Genomic DNA, 17,367 nt, shown 5'->3' with positions numbered 1-17,367 from the left:
CTTTGTTTCACCTGCCGCTGGGGTTATGGTCGGGTAGATTTTTGACCGTTCGCACCATTTATAAAACATAACGAGCTGATAATTTAGGGATAAATATGCGAAAGTTCACACTTGCCCTTGGCGCTGCCTGTCTGTGGTTTACGCTGGGAGGCGCTGCGGTTTATGCCTCCGCCCCCACACCCTCTTCTGATGGCACCAATGTGGCCAAACTGGCGGAACAGGCACCCATTCACTGGGTTTCCGTCGCACAAATTGAACGTTCGCTGGTTGAACGCCCACCAATGGCGGTAGGGTTTGATATTGATGATACCGTGCTGTTTTCCAGCCCTGGTTTCTGGCGCGGGAAGAAAACCTGGTCGCCAGACAGCGAAGCGTATCTGCATAACCCGGCATTCTGGGAAAAGATGAATAACGGATGGGATGAGTTCAGTATTCCCAAAGAGGTGGCGCGCCAGCTTATCGCCATGCATGTGAAGCGCGGCGACAGCATCTGGTTCATCACCGGACGCAGCCAGACAAAAACCGAAACCGTCAGCAAAACCCTGCAGGACGATTTTCTGATCCCGGCGGCGAATATGAATCCGGTGATTTTCGCCGGTGACCAGCCCGGGCAAAATAGCAAAACGCAGTGGCTGAAGGCGAAGCAGATCCGCATCTTCTATGGTGACTCAGATAGCGACATCACGGCCGCTCGCGAAAGCGAAGCACGGCCGATCCGCGTATTACGTGCCTCCAACTCAACGTATCGCCCGCTACCGCAGGCGGGAGCAATGGGTGAAGAGGTGATCGTCGATTCCGAATATTAGCCGGGGTTTACCTTTCGGCGCTATGCTGCACACTTAAGCAACATCATCTTTTCGGCTAAGGAGCAGTGAATGTGGTATCAACAAACTATTACGCTTGGCGCAAAGGCGCGCGGGTTTCACCTGGTCACGGAGGAAGTGCTCGGGCAAATCCGCGATCTTTCCCGTGTGCGGATCGGTTTGTTGCATCTATTGCTTCAGCATACTTCGGCCTCTCTCACGCTGAATGAAAACTGCGACCCGACTGTGCGTTACGACATGGAACAGCACTTTCTGGACAGTGTGCCGGATAACGCCCCCTATAAGCATGATTATGAAGGGCCGGATGATATGCCATCGCATATCAAGTCTTCTCTGCTTGGCGTATCACTATTACTGCCCGTGCAAAACGGGCGGGTACAGTTAGGTACCTGGCAGGGGATCTGGCTGGGGGAGCACCGCATTCACGGCGGCGCGCGGAACATTATCGCCACGCTGCAAGGGGAGTAGCGCCGTTCTCCCGGTATTTACTGCTTCTATCGTCAGGATTTGTAACGATCGCCGTTTTTTTCATCAATACACTACGCTTAAATGAGTCAACCGGGCCGATCGGACGATCCATCGCAACACGACGAGGAGAATCAACGTGACAATTTCGGAGTTACTGCAATATTGCATGGCGAAGGCGGGCGCTGAACAGAGCGTACATAGCGACTGGAAGGCGACGCAAATCAAGGTCGCCGATGTGCTGTTTGCGATGGTGAAGGAAGTTGAGGGTCGCCCTGCGGCGTCGCTAAAAACCAGTCCGGAACTGGCGGAACTGTTGCGTGAACAGCATCAGGATGTACGCCCCAGCCGCCACCTGAATAAAGCGCACTGGAGCACGGTGTATCTGGATGGTTCGTTACCGGACTCGCAGATTTACTATCTGGTGGATGCGTCCTACCAACAAGCGATAGAACGGGTGCCGGAACAGGTCCGGCACCAGCTGTCAGTGTGACGATTTCAGCATCGGCTTAAGAAACCGCGCCGTGTGTGAGGCTTCGCATTCGGCAACGGTTTCCGGTGTGCCGGAGACGAGGATTTCGCCGCCGCCGCTGCCGCCTTCCGGGCCGAGATCGACTATCCAGTCCGCAGTTTTAATCACGTCCAGGTTATGCTCAATGACCACAATGGTATTGCCCTGATCGCGCAATTGGTGCAGCACGTCCAGTAACTGCTGGATATCGGCGAAATGCAGGCCGGTAGTGGGTTCGTCGAGAATATAGAGCGTCTGCCCGGTTCCGCGTTTTGACAGCTCACGCGCCAGTTTCACACGCTGGGCTTCGCCGCCGGAGAGCGTGGTCGCTGACTGACCAAGACGGATATAGGTCAGCCCGACATCCATCAGCGTTTGCAGCTTACGCGCCAGCGCGGGCACGGCATCAAAGAACTCACGTGCTTCTTCGATGGTCATATCCAACACTTCATGGATAGTTTTGCCCTTGTATTTGATCTCCAGCGTTTCGCGGTTGTAGCGTTTGCCTTTGCACTGGTCGCACGGCACGTAAATATCCGGCAGGAAGTGCATCTCTACTTTGATCACCCCGTCACCCTGACAGGCTTCACAGCGGCCGCCGCGCACGTTAAAACTGAAGCGCCCTGGCGTATAGCCGCGCGAGCGGGATTCTGGCACGCCGGCAAACAGTTCACGCACCGGCGTGAATACGCCGGTATAGGTCGCCGGGTTGGAACGCGGCGTACGGCCTATCGGACTTTGGTCAATATCGATCACTTTATCGAAATGCTCCAGCCCGTGGATATCGCGGTATGGCGCTGGCTCGGCAATCGTCGCACCGTTTAGCTGGCGCTGCGCGATGGGGAACAGTGTATCGTTGATCAGTGTGGATTTACCCGAACCGGACACGCCGGTAATACAGGTAAAGAGACCGACCGGCAGCGTCAGCGTCACGTCTTTCAGGTTGTTGCCGCGTGCGCCGGTGAGTTTCAGTACTTTGCTCGGATCGGCCGGAACACGCCGTTTCGGGATATCAATTTTGCGTTTGCCGCTCATGTATTGCCCGGTCAGCGACTCCGGCACTGCCATAATCGCGTCCAGCGTGCCTTCCGCCACAACCTGACCGCCATGTACACCCGCGCCCGGCCCAATATCGATCACATGATCCGCTGCGCGAATGGCGTCTTCGTCATGTTCGACGACAATCACCGTGTTACCCAGATTACGCAGATGGATTAATGTGCCAAGCAGGCGCTCGTTATCGCGCTGGTGCAGACCGATTGAGGGTTCATCCAGCACATACATCACACCTACCAGACCTGCGCCAATCTGGCTTGCGAGACGGATACGCTGTGCTTCGCCGCCGGAGAGTGTTTCAGCAGAGCGTGACAGCGTCAGGTAGTTCAGTCCGACGTTAACAAGGAATTTCAGGCGGTCGCCGATCTCTTTCAGCACTTTTTCGGCAATTTTTGCCCGCTGACCAGAGAGTTTCAGGTTGTTGAAGAAGTCCATCGCATGACCGATGCTCATATCCGAAATGGTCGGCAGCGGCGTGTTTTCAACGAAGACATGGCGCGCTTCGCGGCGCAGACGGGTGCCCTCGCAGGCGGCGCATGGACGGTTGCTGATAAACTTCGCCAGTTCCTCGCGCACCGCGCTGGATTCCGTCTCTTTATAGCGGCGCTCCATATTATGCAGCACGCCTTCAAACGGATGACGGCGCACCGAGGTGTCACCGCGATCGTTCATGTATTTGAACTCAATCGATTCTTTACCCGAACCGGAGAGGATCACTTTCTGCACGCTGGCGCTCAGGCTTTCCCATGGCGCTTCAACGTCGAATTTATAGTGTTCCGCCAGTGACTTCAGCATCTGGAAATAGTAAAAATTGCGGCGATCCCAGCCGCGGATTGCACCGCCAGCCAGCGACAGTTCCGGGTTCTGAATCACGCGGTCCGGGTCGAAATATTGCTGCACGCCCAGACCGTCACAGGTCGGGCAAGCCCCGGCCGGGTTGTTGAAGGAAAACAGGCGCGGTTCCAGCTCGCGCATGCTGTAGCCGCAAATGGGGCAAGCGAAGTTGGCGGAGAACAACAGCTCCTCGGCGTTGGCATCGTCCATATCGGCAACCACCGCCGTGCCACCGGAAAGCTCCAGTGCGGTTTCAAACGATTCCGCCAGGCGCTGGGCCAGATCGCTGCGGACTTTAAAACGGTCAATCACCACTTCAATGGTGTGTTTCTTTTGCAGCTCCAGTTTCGGCGGATCGGAGAGGTCGCAGACTTCGCCATCAATACGCGCCCGGATATAGCCCTGGCTGGCGAGGTTTTCCAGCGTTTTGGTGTGTTCGCCTTTACGCTCTTTTATCACCGGAGCCAGCAGCATCAGGCGTTTGCCTTCCGGTTGCGACAGCACGTTATCGACCATCTGGCTGACGGTTTGCGCCGCCAGCGGCACATCGTGATCCGGGCAGCGCGGTTCGCCTACACGCGCGAAGAGCAGACGCAGATAATCGTGAATTTCAGTGATGGTCCCGACGGTGGAGCGCGGGTTATGCGAGGTCGATTTTTGTTCGATGGAAATAGCCGGCGACAGCCCTTCAATATGGTCGACGTCCGGTTTTTCCATCAACGACAGAAACTGGCGGGCGTAGGCGGAAAGCGATTCAACATAGCGGCGCTGCCCCTCCGCGTAAAGCGTGTCGAAAGCCAGTGAGGACTTGCCAGACCCCGACAGCCCGGTGACAACGATCAGTTTGTCGCGAGGGATGACGAGGTTGATGTTTTTGAGATTGTGGGTGCGGGCGCCCCGAACTTCTATCTTATCCAATCCATTCACCTTTTACCCGGAGGAACGCTATTTTGCCTGGTATGTTTGAAGGACAACCGGCGGTCAGAAACGGCTAATTATGACACAATTTAACCTGAATGAATATACAGTATTTGCATGCATCCTGGCAGCGAATATGTAAAAATGCGCTGCCGCGAGAGATCTCTGGAACCTGCTTCGCAGCTATCAATAAGCCATATGGAAATGGTACACTCGCGCGTTTACACTACTAAGAAACGTTTTCAGGAGACACGATCATGGCCAGCAGAGGCGTAAACAAGGTGATTCTCGTCGGTAATCTGGGCCAGGACCCGGAAGTACGCTATATGCCGAGTGGTGGCGCAGTGGCCAACATTACGCTGGCTACTTCCGAATCCTGGCGTGATAAGCAGACCGGCGAAATGAAAGAGCAGACCGAATGGCACCGCGTTGTGCTGTTTGGCAAGCTGGCAGAAGTCGCTGGTGAATACCTGCGTAAAGGCTCTCAGGTTTATATCGAAGGCCAACTGCGTACCCGCAAATGGACCGATCAATCCGGTCAGGAAAAATACACGACTGAAGTCGTTGTGAACGTTGGCGGCACCATGCAAATGCTGGGCGGACGTCAGGGTGGCGGCGCACCGGCAGGCGGCGGCCAGCAGCAGGGCGGTTGGGGCCAGCCTCAGCAACCGCAGGGCGGCAACCAGTTCAGCGGCGGCGCGCAGTCCCGCCCGCAACAGCAGTCTGCTCCGGCGCCGTCTAACGAACCGCCGATGGACTTCGACGACGATATCCCGTTCTGATTTTTCTTCATCAGAAAACAAAAAACCCCGCAATGCGGGGTTTTTATTGTTCAGCGGCTGAACATTACTTCGACACATCCGCACCGAAGTATTTCTGAGAAATACGTTCGTAGGTGCCGTCGGCCTTGATCTCTTCCAGCGCTTTATCAATCGCGGCTTTCAGTTCCGGGTTGTTTTTACGGATCAACACGCCAGATTTTTCAGCATTGTCTTCGGTGGCCACGATTTTCACCGGCGCAGACGGTTTGTGTTTTTTGAAGTCCAGGTAAGAGAGGTTATCGTTAATGGTCGCGTCGGCACGGCCCTGCACCACCAGATCGATAGACTGGTTAAAGCCATCGGTCGGCACAATTTCCGCGCCATATTTACGGGCGATCTGTGCGTAGTTACTGGTCAGTGAATGGGCGGATTTCTTGCCTTTCAGATCGTCAAAGCTCTTGATGCTGCTGTTTTTGTCATTCACGATCAGCACCGCTTTAGAGGCGATGTACGGCTCAGAGAAGTCATATTTTTTCTGGCGCGCTTCAGTAATGCCGACCTGGTTAATGACCGCATCGTAGCGATTTGCATCGATACCGGCGATCAGACCATCCCATTTACCTTCAACAAACTGCGCTTTCACTTTCAGGCGCTTGGCCACTTCCTGGCCGATTTCAACGTCAAAGCCTTCCAGCGTGCCGGACGCGTTATGGAACGTGAACGGAGGATAGGTGCCTTCGGTACCAATTTTCAGAACCCCGGCGGACTGGATTTTTGCCAGGTCGTCCTGCGCCAGCGCCGCGTGGGCGAAACCAAGCTGCATAACCCCTGCAATAACGAGTGTTGCGAGTGCTTTCATCTAAATCTACCCCAAGTGATTGTTATTGGTTCGCCCCGATCTCCGGGAGCGCAGTGCTTAAAGAGGCGATAAATTCCGCAGTACGCGGTTTTTTCGCGTGTGAAAAGAGGTCGTTGGCGGTACCGGATTCTACAATTTCCCCGGCTTCAAGAAACACCACCTGACTGGCGATATTGGCCGCCAGGCGCAGGTCGTGCGTCGCCATAATCATTGTTGTGCCTTCCTGCGCCAGCTGGCGCAGAACCGCCACCACTTCGCCGGAAAGTTCCGGGTCGAGCGCAGACGTAGGTTCATCACAGAGCAACACCGCCGGTGACGGCGCAAGCGCACGGGCAATGGCCACACGCTGCTGCTGCCCGCCGGATAACGTATTCGGCAGAGCGTCACGTTTGTGCAGCATGCCTACTTTCGTCAGCAACGCTTCACCACGCTGACGCGCACGGTCGCGATCCCATTTGTGCACGGTGATCAGCCCTTCGGTGATATTTTCCAGAACCGTCATATGCGGAAACAGTGCGAAGTTCTGGAACACCATCCCCGTCTGACGGCTGATGCGGCGAATATCCTGGCCTTTAATGCGCGCGTCCGGCGAAAAGGTGATGCTCTCTTTGCCAATGGTTAGCGCCCCGGCCTGAGGGATCTCCAGTAAGTTAATACAACGCAATAACGTACTTTTGCCGCTGCCGGACGGGCCAATCAGCGTGGTTACCGTGCCTTCTTCAATGGTTAAATTGATATTTTTCAGGACACGATGACCATCAAAACTCTTATCAAGGTTGGAGAGCGTTATCATTGACGGCTCCTTTAGGTGTCGTGCCCGCTAATTTCTGTTCAAGTTTGTTCTGCAAATGCGATAACACGGAACTGAAGAACAAATAAATGACGGCCGCCTCGCTATACAGAATCAGCGGTTCATAAGTCACAGCCGCAATTTGCTGCGCGGACAGGAACATTTCCGGCACCGTGATCACCGACGCCAGCGAAGTGTCTTTCACCAGCGAAATAAAGGTATTGGAAAGCGGCGGCACCGCAATGCGTGCGGCCTGCGGCAGGATAATACGGCGTAATGACTGCGCCCAGGTCATGCTGATGGCATGGGCGGCTTCCCACTGCGACTTCGGTACGGCCAACAGCGTAGCGCGGATCACTTCGGAGGTATAAGCCCCGATGTTAACGGTGAAACCAATCACCGCGGCCGGGAAGGCATCGATCGTAATGCCCGCGCTGGGCAGTGCGTAGAAGATCAAAAACAGCTGCACCAGCAAAGGCGTACCGCGGATCAACCAGACATAAAACCGGACCACCGGTTTCAAAAATCCCGGCCCGTACAGGCGCAATAATGCAATCACAAACCCCAGGGTCAGGCCGAGAACAAACGAGCTGAGGGTGAGGGGAATAGTGAATTTCAGACCTGCGGAAAGCATGGGCCAGAATGAATCAATTGCTAAGGGTAACCATGTTGGCACTGCGCACCTTCCGGACAGAGCGTGTTGCCAGAAAAATGCTGGCAGAATGTGAATATATATTAGCCCAGTTAATAATTCTGGCACCGTATTAGAGCGGATTATATGCCTTGAACCGAACGCGAAAACAAATATATCCGAATAACGTTATGCAGAAATGAGCTAAGCAATGCTTTTTTGATACATAGGCGCTTTTACGCTGCTTCCACTCTCGCTTCCGTTGCACCTTTTACCTCTTTTTTCCCCCTTTATCTGCACCAAAATGACGCCCATGCACAGTGCGTAATTTTTGATCAACCCATCTCTATCCCCATTTTTTCAGTGAGTTACAGGCTGGCATTTTTCTTGCAGTTCCATTTAGTGAAACTGAAGTCCCATTTTATGAGACCTTGCCATGTCCATTTTAGAAACGACAGCCAGCATTCTTAAATTGATGGTGGATCTGCAACGCGGCATCCGCATCAGCGATGTAATTACCCATCTTGGGATGCCAAAAAGCACGGCTTCCCGTGTGATGAGCCAGCTTGAGTCCTATGGCTATCTCGAAAAAGACGACGGGCAGGGCACTTTTCTGCCCGGTCCGTTGCTGATGTCGGCATCCCATCTGGTGAGTCGCCACATCACCCTCAGTGACCATGTTGACGCTGCGCTGCGCAGCCTGTGTGAACGCACCGGTTACACCGGCTATATCTCCATGCTGGATAACCAGGAAATCCTCGTATTGCGAGTGATTCATGGTCGCCAGGCGCTACCGGTGGTGACCTGGCCGGGTTCTCGTTCCCCTGCATGGGGAACATCGACCGGCCGGGCGCTGCTGGCGCGCTTCACGGACACGCAACTGCACGACTTTTTTGCCAGCCCGCTGGTGGTCTCGCAGCTCAGCGGTACGCCGCACGATGTCAGCATGCTGGTGGCGGCGGTTGCCCGCGCCCGGGATGCAGGTTACGCAACGGCAGTGAACGAATCGGTCGCCGATACGGCTTCCGTCAGTTGTGCCGTTGGCGACCCGGCCACCCACGAAGCCGTGGCGTTCTGCCTCTCTTTTCCCCAACAGCTTGCCACCCCTGAAGAGTTGCAACGGATAGCGACATTACTGAAAGAGACTGCCCTCACCATTGCCGGAAAAACCGGCGACACGCAGGTGATCGGTCCACTTTGATTTTTTCCTTTTGCCAATGCCAGGAGAATAACCGTGAGTCAAATCGCCCCTTCCGAAACGTTGCCAGCGCACAGCGAGAGCCATCCGCGTGCTTTTGCGCCTGCCACGTTGTTGCTGTTGTTGGTATTAAGTATCTTCGGCGCCGTGATTGGCGTGCAGTTACTGACGACCCTTGGTGTGACGCCGAATACCGCCATCATCGGCGCGATGGCGGCCATGATCATTGCCCGTATTCCATTACAGTGCTTTGCCCGTTTCCGCTCCATCCATATTCAAAACCTGGCGCAAAGCGCGACCTCCGCCGCCACATTTGGCGCCGCGAACTCCTTGCTTCTGCCTATCTCTATTCCCTGGCTGTTTGGCCATAACGAAATGGTGATGCCGATGTTTATCGGTGTGGCGCTGGCCATGCTGCTGGACGGTTGGCTGCTGTACCGTTTGTTTAATACCCGTATCTTTCCGGCAGAAGGGGCATGGCCACCGGGTATTGCGGCGGCGGAATCCATTAAAGCCGGTGATCAGGGCGGTAAACAGGCGGCATTGCTCGGTACAGGTATTGTGATTGGTGCGATTGGCTCGTGGTTCAAGTTTCCGATGGCGGCGCTGGGTACGGCGTTTATCGGCAATATTTGGGCGCTTGGCATGCTGGGTGTCGGTTTCTTATTGCGTGGTTACTCCGCACCGCTGTTCGGCATTGATATCAATAAACTCTATATTCCCCATGGCGTTATGGCGGGCGCAGGCGTTGTGGCGTTGTTCCAGATTATCCGCTTGATCCGCCAGAGCAACCGCGACAAAGCGGAGCGACATCAGGATGATGAAGCGCTGTCGTCGGCGCAGAATGCACAAATTGGCCAAACCATTCGTTTTGGCGCACTCGGTTTTATGGCCATTTCCGTGCTCATTGCGCTGGGCAGTGGTTTATATGCCCATCTTTCTTTGCCGTGGCTGGTGGCGTTTATGGTCTATGCCGCGTTTGCTGCTTTCCTGCACGAAATGATCGTCGGTCTCGCCGCGATGCACTCCGGCTGGTTCCCGGCGTTTGCCGTCGCATTAATCACTCTGCTTATCGGTATTTTGATGGGCTTCCCACCGGAAGCGCTGGCGATGCTGTGCGGTTTTTCCGCCGCCACCGGCCCGGCGTTTGCTGATATGGGGTATGACCTGAAAGCGGGTTGGATCCTGCGCGGTAAAGGCGAGCACACCCGTTTTGAACTGGAAGGACGTCGCCAGCAGTTGCTTGCCGCAATGCTGGCCTTTGTGGTGGCAATGCCCGTGGTGTTGTTTATTTTCCGCGACTATTTCGCGCAGGGACTGGTGCCGCCGGTGGCGAAAGTCTATGTCGCGGCGATCAACGCCGGGGTGTCACTGGATATTGCGAAATCACTGCTGATCTGGGCGATCCCTGGGGCCATTATTCAGCTGATAGGCGGTCCTGGTCGTCAGATGGGAGTGCTGCTGGCTACGGGTCTGTTAATCAACAACCCACTGGCGGGCTGGGCGGTACTGATCGGGATTGCTATTCGCGCCATCGTTTTGCGTGCGGGTGGCGAAGCGATGCGTAACAAAATCGAGGTGTTGGCGGCGGGATTGATCGCCGGTGATGCCTTGTTCAGTTTCTTTAATTCCGTCCTGCCGGGTGGCAAAAAGTAATCACGCAACATCAGAGAAAATAGTATGAGCTTACAACAAACATTACAGGTCTTTGCGTTACTCGACAGCGCATACGCCAGCGGCGATAAGGTGAAAGCCCTACTGGCCGAATACCGCAATATCGCGGTGAGTGTGAAAGCGGTCAGTGGCCCGAAAGGCAGCACCGACTTCGTTAAAATCGTGATTCCGGGTACACAAGGGAAACGCAGCGGCGGTACGGCACCAACGCTGGGGATTGTCGGGCGTTTAGGAGGGATTGGCGCACGTCCGGGGCGCATAGGTCTGGTGTCCGATGCTGACGGCGCAGTGGCTGCCGTCGCCAGTGCGTTGAAGCTGGCGGAAATGCAGCGTCAGGGCGATAGCCTGCCGGGCGATGTCATTGTCACGACGCATATCTGCCCGGATGCACCGACGCGCCCGCATGAGCCGGTCGATTTTATGGACTCGCCGGTGGAAACCGAAGACATGAACGAGCAGGAAGTCTCGGATGAAATGGATGCCGTGCTCTCTATCGACACCACCAAAGGCAACCGCATCATCAACCATAAAGGTTTTGCCATTTCGCCAACGGTAAAACAGGGCTATATCCTGCGTGTGTCAGACGATCTGCTGCGGGTGATGGAGATGACCACCGGGCAATTGCCTGTCACTTTCCCGATCACCACCCAGGACATTACCCCCTATGGCAACGGTGTTTACCATCTCAACAGCATTCTGCAACCGTCGATTGCTACCGCTGCGCCAGTGGTCGGTGTGGCGATCACGGCAGTGAGCGCAGTGCCGGGCTGCGGCACCGGCGCGAGCCATGAAACGGATATTGCGCTGGCGTGCAAATTTGCGGTTGAAGTGGCCAAAGAGTTTACCCGCGGCACCTGCCAGTTCTTCGATAGCGCAGAGTACCAGCGCCTGCTCGACCTGTATGGTTCGCTGGCGCATTTGCAAAAACGTCAGCCTGGGGTGTGAGATGGCTATTCGCACAATGGGCACCTTGACCATTGGTCAGGCGCCGCGCAGCGATATCACACCGATACTTGATGCCGCCTTGCCTTCCCATGTGAGGTGTCTGCATGCCGGTGTGCTTGATGGGCTGGATGACGCTACCATCGCGGCGCGTTTTTCGCCGCAAGCGGGCGACGCCCTCCTGACGTCACGCCTGCTGGACGGGCGCGCCGTGGTGATGGGCAAACCCGCTGTTGGTGCCGCGTTGCAGCAAAAGATCGTCGATCTGGAAGCACAAGGCTGCGAGATGATCGCTATTCTCTGTACCGGTGAGTTTCACGGCCTGCACAGCCAAAAAGCCTGGTTGATCGAGCCGGATCGGATCCTGCCGCCAGCGTTGAACGCGCTGGTCGGAGATCGCCGGGCAGGGATCCTCGTGCCGCTCGAATCACAAATCACCAGTGAGCTGGAGAAATGGCGCGGTGTGCACCAGCCCCCCGTATTTGCTATCGCTTCGCCCTATACTGCCAGCGAAGAAGAGGTGGCAAAGGCCGCCCGTTCGCTTGAAGCACAGGGCGCGGAAGTGATCCTGACTGATTGTATGGGCTATACCGGTTGGCATCAGGCGATTTGTGCGCGCCATACGGCGCTGCCGGTGGTGTTGTCCAATAAATTGTTGGCCGATCTGCTGCGTAACCTGCTGTAGCGGTAAAAGGAGACTGTGATGGATTTACTGTTGTTGAGTAACTCGGTGCTGCCGGGTTCCGGATATCTGGAATATGCCCTCCCACTGCTGAAAACGCAGTTTGGCGGGCGTCGTAAGGTGGTGTTTATCCCCTTTGCTGGCGTAACACAAAGCTGGGATGCCTATACCGATAAGGTGCGGCTTGCGCTGGCGGAACTGGATCTGTCGATCACGGGTGTGCATACCGTTGATGACGCGCCTGCGGCCATTGCCGCAGCAGACGTTGTGATGGTCGGTGGCGGCAATACGTTTCATTTGCTGAAACAGTGCCGTGAACGCGGGCTACTCGACCCGATCCGCCAGGCGGTGAAGAACGGGGCGTTGTATGTTGGCTGGAGCGCCGGGGCAAATCTGGCCTGTCCGACGATACGCACCACTAACGATATGCCGATTATCGACCCGGGCGGACTGGATGCGCTGAACCTGGTGCCATTGCAGATCAACCCGCATTTTACAAATGCGTTGCCTGCCGGGCATCAGGGAGAGACGCGTGAGCAGCGTATCCGCGAACTGCTGGTGGTTGCACCGGAACTGAACGTGATCGGTCTACCGGAAGGGGGATGGATCACCGTGCAGAACGGCCATGCACAGTTGGGTGGCGACAGGCCAGCGTTATTGTTTAAGGCCAATGAAGAGGCGATTACACTGGCTGCGGGTTACCGCTTTTTCTGAGGGATACACCCTGGTGGGGATCATTCGGGTATTAACCCATGGCGATGCGCATTTCATTGAGGAGCATGGACGTCTGATTCCGCTGGAGTATGTAGGGTATTGCATCGATCAGCCGCAACATTGATGAGCAGTGCGGCGAGCCTGTTTGCCAGCCAACGGGGTTAATACAGCTGGCCCGGAAACGGGCCTGCTGTGCTGTAATGCGTTTATTCTTTGCATTTAACAGCCTTCTTTTTACCCCATCAAAAATAATCCCAGCAATAAATTTATTTTTCCCGATATGGATTGAAGGCCGAAAAAATATATCATGCGTTGGTGTTCTGTTGGCTGAATCGAATAACCAGACAACCGCGAAAATAATAGGGAAATAAGTATTTTACTGATTTCAAATATATTATTTCTCATAATGAAAAATGGGACTATTCTTATCTTTCATTACATCTCAGTTTCAACTATATCCAGATAATATTAATTACATTGCCAGTGTTAGTGGACTCACAGCCGCGTATACATTGTTATCTATTGTCATTTCCGGTATTGAAGTCGCCTGAAGACAGGTTTGTTCCCGGAATATTCGCCTCTGTCAGTAAGGAACTCGTATGGTTAACCGGATAACCGTCCTGTTGTCCGCCGGGAGTGATTCGCTCTTATTCTGGATGTTAACAGGAGAGGAGAAACTCTCAGCGCCATTTCGTTTTCAGGTGGATCTGTTAAGTAAAGATTTCACCCTTGATCGGCAAAAATTGCTCGGTCAGAACATGACGGTGGTCATTCCGGGTCAATCAGGCGCTGAGCGTTACCTTTCTGGCAAAGTGACCGCTGTTGCCGTTCGTTCCGAAGAGTTGGACGGTACGCGCTACGCTGTTTATCAAACCACGCTGGAACCGGATTTCTGGCCCATGATGCGCGACCGCAACTTTCGCATCTTCCAACAGCAGCGCGTACCGGACATCGCCAAAACGCTGTTTACAGAATACAACGTTAACATCGAAGACAAGCTTACCCGCAGCTATCGGCAATGGGATTATTGCGTGCAATACGCAGAGAGCAGTTTCCATTTTCTGAGCCGTCTGCTGGAGCTTGAAGGTATCAGCTATTTTTTCCGTCACCATAAAGACGGTCACACGCTGGTGCTGATGGATGATTACTCTCAGGCGGAAGCGTTCCCTGGCTATGAGACCCTTCCCTGGCATGCGCAGGCGAGCGGCGGGGCGGTGAGCGAGGAGGGTATCAGCCAGTTACTGGCGCGGCATGTGGTCACGCCTGGCCTGTACAGCACGGACGACTATGATTTTCGAAAACCGCACGCATGGATGCTACAAACGCTGCAAAACCCGGTCTCGCCAACACCAGGGCGCATTGACGTTTATGACTGGCCGGGGCGTTTCGTTGAACATGGCGATGGTGAATCGTATGCCCGTATTCGCCAGCAGTCATGGCAGGCGGAGCAGCAGCAAACCCAGGGAACGGCTACCGCAACCGGCATTGCGCCGGGGCACACTTTTACGCTGATCAATGCGCCCCATTATGCCGACAACGCGAAATGGCTGGTGGTCGGCGCACATTACGCATTCGAAGAAAACCAGTATGCGTCTGGTGATACGGGTGAGGCAAAACACCGCATTGATTTTACTGTGATCCCCGCAGCGACGCCGTTTCGCCCGCCGGTGACGACCGATTGGCCTCGCACGTACGGGCCGCAGACCGCCCGTGTGGTAGGGCCGAAAGGAGAGTCCATCTGGACAGATAAATACGGGCGCGTAAAGGTGAAATTCCACTGGGATCGCGAAAGTCAGGGGGATGAAAACAGCTCCTGCTGGGTGCGTGTCTCCAGTGCCTGGGCAGGTCAGGGTTACGGTGGCGTGCAGATCCCGCGTGTGGGCGATGAAGTGGTGGTGGATTTTATCAACGGCGAGCCGGACAGGCCGATCATCATTGGCCGGGTCTATAACGAAGCCAGCATGCCGCCGTGGGAGTTGCCTGCTGCGGCAACGCAGATGGGCTTTATGAGCCGTTCGAAGGATGGCTCGCCGGATAATGCCAACGCCCTCCGTTTTGAGGATAAACCCGGTGAAGAGCAATTTTGGCTGCATGCCGAGCGCAACATGGATACCGAAGTCGAGAACGACGAAACCCATGATGTGGGCAGTAACCGGACGAAAACCGTCGGCAAAGACGAGACCAGCCATATCAAGCAAAACCGCACCCGCACCGTCGACGGCAATGAAACGGTCACGATTGGTCAGGATCGCAGTAAAACCATTAACGGCAATGAGACCACCACGGTGCAGCAAAACCGCACCGAAAGCGTGAAGGGCAATGAAACCCTCAGCGTGGATCAAAACCGCGATGAAACCATTACCGGCAATCACACCACCACGGTGAAAAGCAATAACACCGGTACGGTCGAAGGCAATCAGACACTGACAGTGGTGCAGGATCGCAGTCGTACCGTTCAGGGCAATGAAACGGTCAGCGTTCAGCAGAACCGGACCGTGAATGTCACCGGCAACCAGACGCTTGATGTCACCGGCAACCGCAATGTGACGGTGCACAGCAGTGAAGTGCGCACGGTGACGCAAAAGCAGGATGTCAGCATTGGTGCCGGGCGCACATTGAGCATTACCGGCGGCGATACACGTTTTACGCAAGGTAGCGTGGCGGATAGCGCCACGGATACGTTCCGCATCAATGTGGGGGAAAGCGGCATTCTGATCGGTAACGGCAGCGTGGAAATTACCGCAGGCGGATCGACCATCACCATTAATGCCGCCGGCGTTATGGTGAATGGCAAAAAAATTGAGCTTAACGCCTGACGGGGAATGTGAATGAGCACCGCGAAAAACCCCACCGAAAAAATGATGACCGACCTGGAGTTAAGCTGGCTGGATGCCAGTGAGCACTCAGCACAGACCCGCCTGTTTATCTGGCGGATCCCGGCGGGAGGAGAATCGCTGTTGGACGGTTTTATCGCGCTGCAACAGCACCCGGAAGGACGCACGCTGCCGGATCTGTTTCTTGGGCTGACAACGCCTTTTGAAACCGGCTTCGGTTACAGCGAGGCACTGGGCCGTGAATTTGTTGAACATTATGAGGCCACGCCAGATGTCGCAGAGTGGCAGGCGGAACCCTATCTACCGTGTTACTCCCCTGCACAGTTGCGCCAGTTGCTACAAGGGTTCGCCGACCGGTTTGCAGAAGATCTTCGCTACCTGGTGCTGGTGCTCAAACCTTCCGCCGTAAGCGACGACAGCGCATTAACACGCTGGCTTAACGGCTGGCTGGAACAGGGTGAACCCGCGCCGCGATTGCTGTTGATTGATACCGTTGAACAGCCGGTGTGGCAACCGCTGCTTGATGCACATCCCCATGAGGTTCAGCTGATAGTCGATGACATTGATGGCATGAAGGTGATGCACCAGACCGCACAGCAACAGACCGATCCCGATGGCGATCGTTTGCTGTTTCGCCGCTATCTGGCGGATGCGATGCTGCTGCTGGAAAAAGGCACTGCCGCGCAAGTGGCTGCGCGCGGCGACCTCGCGCTGGCGATTGCCCGGCAACGCGGCTGGGCCGATCAGCAGGCGATGATGCATAACCTGATAGCGGGCGGTTGGCTGAAGGGCAATGATCCTGCACAGGCGGTCGCGCACTACCGACAAGCACAGGATATCTCCGGTGAGATTGCCGAGCCAACGCTGAAAGGACAGTTGCGCACACAGAGTACGTTTGGTGAAGCCGGTGCGTGGTTTGCAAAGAAAGAGTATCTCCGGGCGGCGAAACGTTACCGTCAGGCCGCGCTGGAGGCGCAGGCGATCCCTCACCCGGTTTTTGAAATGGAAGGCTGGCGCATGTCTGGCTTTTGCCTCTGGCTGGCCGGGCATCGTCCAACGGCGATGGAGGAGTACGCCCGTGCGGTGAAGGCGGCGGAAAGCGTTCCTTTACCCGAACGCGGGCAAACCACGCTGCCGCTGGTGTTTCAGGATTTACTGCGTATACATGACAAACGGCGTACCGAGGCCATTGAAGCCTGTGCCGCGCGCTGGCAACGCGAGAAACGCGATTTAATCCAACAGACGGAAGCGCGATTGCCCGCGCAGCCGGGTATTGAACAGGTGAAGCAGGCGGAAAGCCGTCTGCAATTACAGCTTGAAGCCATGTTTACCGTGATCCGCGAAGAGCGGGAGAATCTTATTCGCCGCGGAGATGAAAGTTTTCGACGCGTTATCCGGCTGGCGCGGGAGAAACTGCACCCGCACTGGAATGGTTTGCCGGATATCGCCCACCCCTTTGATGCCCCACCCGGTGAGTGGCAAAGCCTGCCCGCATGGGGGGAAACCGACGTATTGTTATCTGAATCTGCAGGAAGCAACCCCTTATGAAGACCCGTATTATTACCATTGTTGTTGTGACGCTGCTCGCGCTGCTGTTTTTGAGTCTCTCCGATAGCGATCTCGCCACCGAGATCCGTACCTTCCTGCGCGCGCTATTGCGGGCTATGTTCTGAG

The 17,367-nt window shown here is 55.4% G+C and carries 16 protein-coding genes; 12 read left to right on the top strand and 4 right to left on the bottom strand.

Annotation, left to right across the window (positions count from 1 at the left end; genetic code table 11):
- Positions 1 to 95 precede the first annotated feature (95 nt).
- The 3 genes from aphA to O9K67_RS22925 all read left to right on the top strand — a co-directional run bounded on the left by aphA (position 96) and on the right by O9K67_RS22925 (position 1,782).
- Positions 96 to 806, top strand: a complete 711-nt coding sequence (aphA, locus tag O9K67_RS22935; protein ID WP_061498806.1) for an acid phosphatase AphA — start codon at positions 96 to 98, stop codon at positions 804 to 806.
- A 69-nt stretch (positions 807 to 875) separates the two neighbouring features.
- Positions 876 to 1,292: a secondary thiamine-phosphate synthase enzyme YjbQ gene (locus tag O9K67_RS22930; protein ID WP_061498803.1), complete on the top strand. Its 417-nt coding sequence runs from the start codon at positions 876 to 878 to the stop codon at positions 1,290 to 1,292.
- Positions 1,293 to 1,428: 136 nt separating this feature from the next.
- Positions 1,429 to 1,782: an MmcQ/YjbR family DNA-binding protein gene (locus O9K67_RS22925; protein WP_061498800.1), complete on the top strand. Its 354-nt coding sequence runs from the start codon at positions 1,429 to 1,431 to the stop codon at positions 1,780 to 1,782.
- Here the strand turns inward: O9K67_RS22925 and uvrA are convergent.
- Positions 1,774 to 4,608, bottom strand: a complete 2,835-nt coding sequence (gene uvrA, locus O9K67_RS22920; RefSeq protein WP_061498797.1) for an excinuclease ABC subunit UvrA — start codon at positions 4,606 to 4,608, stop codon at positions 1,774 to 1,776. The two genes, O9K67_RS22925 and uvrA, sit on opposite strands and share 9 nt — an antisense overlap.
- A 257-nt stretch (positions 4,609 to 4,865) precedes the next feature.
- Here uvrA and ssb1 point away from each other — a divergent pair, with 257 nt between their 5' ends.
- Positions 4,866 to 5,390 carry a single-stranded DNA-binding protein SSB1 gene (ssb1, locus tag O9K67_RS22915; protein WP_061498794.1) on the top strand — a complete coding sequence of 175 codons (525 nt, stop codon included), beginning with the start codon at positions 4,866 to 4,868 and terminating at the stop codon, positions 5,388 to 5,390.
- Positions 5,391 to 5,454: 64 nt separating this feature from the next.
- On the opposite strand, the gene O9K67_RS22910 is transcribed toward ssb1, so the two are convergent.
- The 3 genes from O9K67_RS22910 to O9K67_RS22900 are packed head-to-tail and all read right to left on the bottom strand — an operon-like array spanning position 5,455 to position 7,694.
- The gene (locus O9K67_RS22910; RefSeq protein ID WP_061498791.1) at positions 5,455 to 6,228 is read right to left on the bottom strand and encodes an amino acid ABC transporter substrate-binding protein; all 774 of its coding nucleotides are present in this window, start codon (positions 6,226 to 6,228) and stop codon (positions 5,455 to 5,457) included.
- 22 nt (positions 6,229 to 6,250) lie between these two features.
- The gene (locus tag O9K67_RS22905; RefSeq protein ID WP_061498788.1) at positions 6,251 to 7,021 is read right to left on the bottom strand and encodes an amino acid ABC transporter ATP-binding protein; all 771 of its coding nucleotides are present in this window, start codon (positions 7,019 to 7,021) and stop codon (positions 6,251 to 6,253) included.
- Complete coding sequence (locus tag O9K67_RS22900) at positions 6,999 to 7,694, bottom strand: amino acid ABC transporter permease (protein ID WP_071890636.1); 696 nt, start codon at positions 7,692 to 7,694, stop codon at positions 6,999 to 7,001. Before O9K67_RS22900 ends, O9K67_RS22905 begins: the two co-directional genes overlap by 23 nt.
- A gap of 391 nt (positions 7,695 to 8,085) precedes the next feature.
- Here O9K67_RS22900 and O9K67_RS22895 point away from each other — a divergent pair, with 391 nt between their 5' ends.
- From O9K67_RS22895 to O9K67_RS22860, 8 genes are all read left to right on the top strand, one after another.
- The gene (locus tag O9K67_RS22895; protein ID WP_061498782.1) at positions 8,086 to 8,850 is read left to right on the top strand and encodes an IclR family transcriptional regulator; all 765 of its coding nucleotides are present in this window, start codon (positions 8,086 to 8,088) and stop codon (positions 8,848 to 8,850) included.
- Positions 8,851 to 8,910: 60 nt separating this feature from the next.
- Positions 8,911 to 10,503, top strand: a complete 1,593-nt coding sequence (locus tag O9K67_RS22890; protein WP_088237422.1) for an OPT/YSL family transporter — start codon at positions 8,911 to 8,913, stop codon at positions 10,501 to 10,503.
- A 24-nt stretch (positions 10,504 to 10,527) separates the two neighbouring features.
- Positions 10,528 to 11,466 (top strand): DUF1177 domain-containing protein, encoded by a 939-nt coding sequence (locus tag O9K67_RS22885; RefSeq protein ID WP_061498779.1) that lies wholly within the window; start codon positions 10,528 to 10,530, stop codon positions 11,464 to 11,466.
- A gap of 1 nt (position 11,467) precedes the next feature.
- On the top strand, positions 11,468 to 12,148 hold the full coding sequence (locus O9K67_RS22880) for an AroM family protein (RefSeq protein WP_082794193.1): 681 nt from the start codon (positions 11,468 to 11,470) through the stop codon (positions 12,146 to 12,148).
- Between the two features lie 18 nt (positions 12,149 to 12,166).
- Positions 12,167 to 12,859 (top strand): dipeptidase PepE, encoded by a 693-nt coding sequence (gene pepE / locus O9K67_RS22875; RefSeq protein ID WP_061498774.1) that lies wholly within the window; start codon positions 12,167 to 12,169, stop codon positions 12,857 to 12,859.
- A 599-nt stretch (positions 12,860 to 13,458) separates the two neighbouring features.
- Complete coding sequence (locus tag O9K67_RS22870; protein WP_061498771.1) at positions 13,459 to 15,675, top strand: type VI secretion system Vgr family protein; 2,217 nt, start codon at positions 13,459 to 13,461, stop codon at positions 15,673 to 15,675.
- A gap of 12 nt (positions 15,676 to 15,687) precedes the next feature.
- Positions 15,688 to 17,241: a hypothetical protein gene (locus tag O9K67_RS22865; RefSeq protein ID WP_061498767.1), complete on the top strand. Its 1,554-nt coding sequence runs from the start codon at positions 15,688 to 15,690 to the stop codon at positions 17,239 to 17,241.
- Positions 17,238 to 17,366, top strand: coding sequence for a hypothetical protein (locus O9K67_RS22860; RefSeq protein ID WP_148654725.1), 129 nt, complete (start codon positions 17,238 to 17,240; stop codon positions 17,364 to 17,366). Before O9K67_RS22865 ends, O9K67_RS22860 begins: the two co-directional genes overlap by 4 nt.
- The last annotated feature ends 1 nt before the right edge of the window (position 17,367 follow it).

The sequence above is a fragment of the Kosakonia oryzendophytica genome, from assembly GCF_027886705.1.
GTDB lineage: Bacteria > Pseudomonadota > Gammaproteobacteria > Enterobacterales > Enterobacteriaceae > Kosakonia > Kosakonia oryzendophytica.
Note: the sequence above shows the minus strand (reverse complement) of the source record. Positions and strands in the feature narration are given on the sequence as shown.

What these genes read in the sequence shown, in the direction of transcription:
- aphA (WP_061498806.1), top strand. Translation starts at nt 96, where the DNA reads ATGCGAAAGTTCACACTTGCCCTTGGCGCTGCCTGTCTGTGGTTTACG.
- O9K67_RS22930 (WP_061498803.1), top strand. Translation starts at nt 876, where the DNA reads ATGTGGTATCAACAAACTATTACGCTTGGCGCAAAGGCGCGCGGGTTT.
- ssb1 (WP_061498794.1), top strand. Translation starts at nt 4,866, where the DNA reads ATGGCCAGCAGAGGCGTAAACAAGGTGATTCTCGTCGGTAATCTGGGC.
- O9K67_RS22910 (WP_061498791.1), bottom strand. Translation starts at nt 6,228, where the DNA reads ATGAAAGCACTCGCAACACTCGTTATTGCAGGGGTTATGCAGCTTGGT.
- O9K67_RS22905 (WP_061498788.1), bottom strand. Translation starts at nt 7,021, where the DNA reads ATGATAACGCTCTCCAACCTTGATAAGAGTTTTGATGGTCATCGTGTC.
- O9K67_RS22895 (WP_061498782.1), top strand. Translation starts at nt 8,086, where the DNA reads ATGTCCATTTTAGAAACGACAGCCAGCATTCTTAAATTGATGGTGGAT.
- O9K67_RS22885 (WP_061498779.1), top strand. Translation starts at nt 10,528, where the DNA reads ATGAGCTTACAACAAACATTACAGGTCTTTGCGTTACTCGACAGCGCA.
- O9K67_RS22880 (WP_082794193.1), top strand. Translation starts at nt 11,468, where the DNA reads ATGGCTATTCGCACAATGGGCACCTTGACCATTGGTCAGGCGCCGCGC.
- pepE (WP_061498774.1), top strand. Translation starts at nt 12,167, where the DNA reads ATGGATTTACTGTTGTTGAGTAACTCGGTGCTGCCGGGTTCCGGATAT.
- O9K67_RS22870 (WP_061498771.1), top strand. Translation starts at nt 13,459, where the DNA reads ATGGTTAACCGGATAACCGTCCTGTTGTCCGCCGGGAGTGATTCGCTC.
- O9K67_RS22865 (WP_061498767.1), top strand. Translation starts at nt 15,688, where the DNA reads ATGAGCACCGCGAAAAACCCCACCGAAAAAATGATGACCGACCTGGAG.
- O9K67_RS22860 (WP_148654725.1), top strand. Translation starts at nt 17,238, where the DNA reads ATGAAGACCCGTATTATTACCATTGTTGTTGTGACGCTGCTCGCGCTG.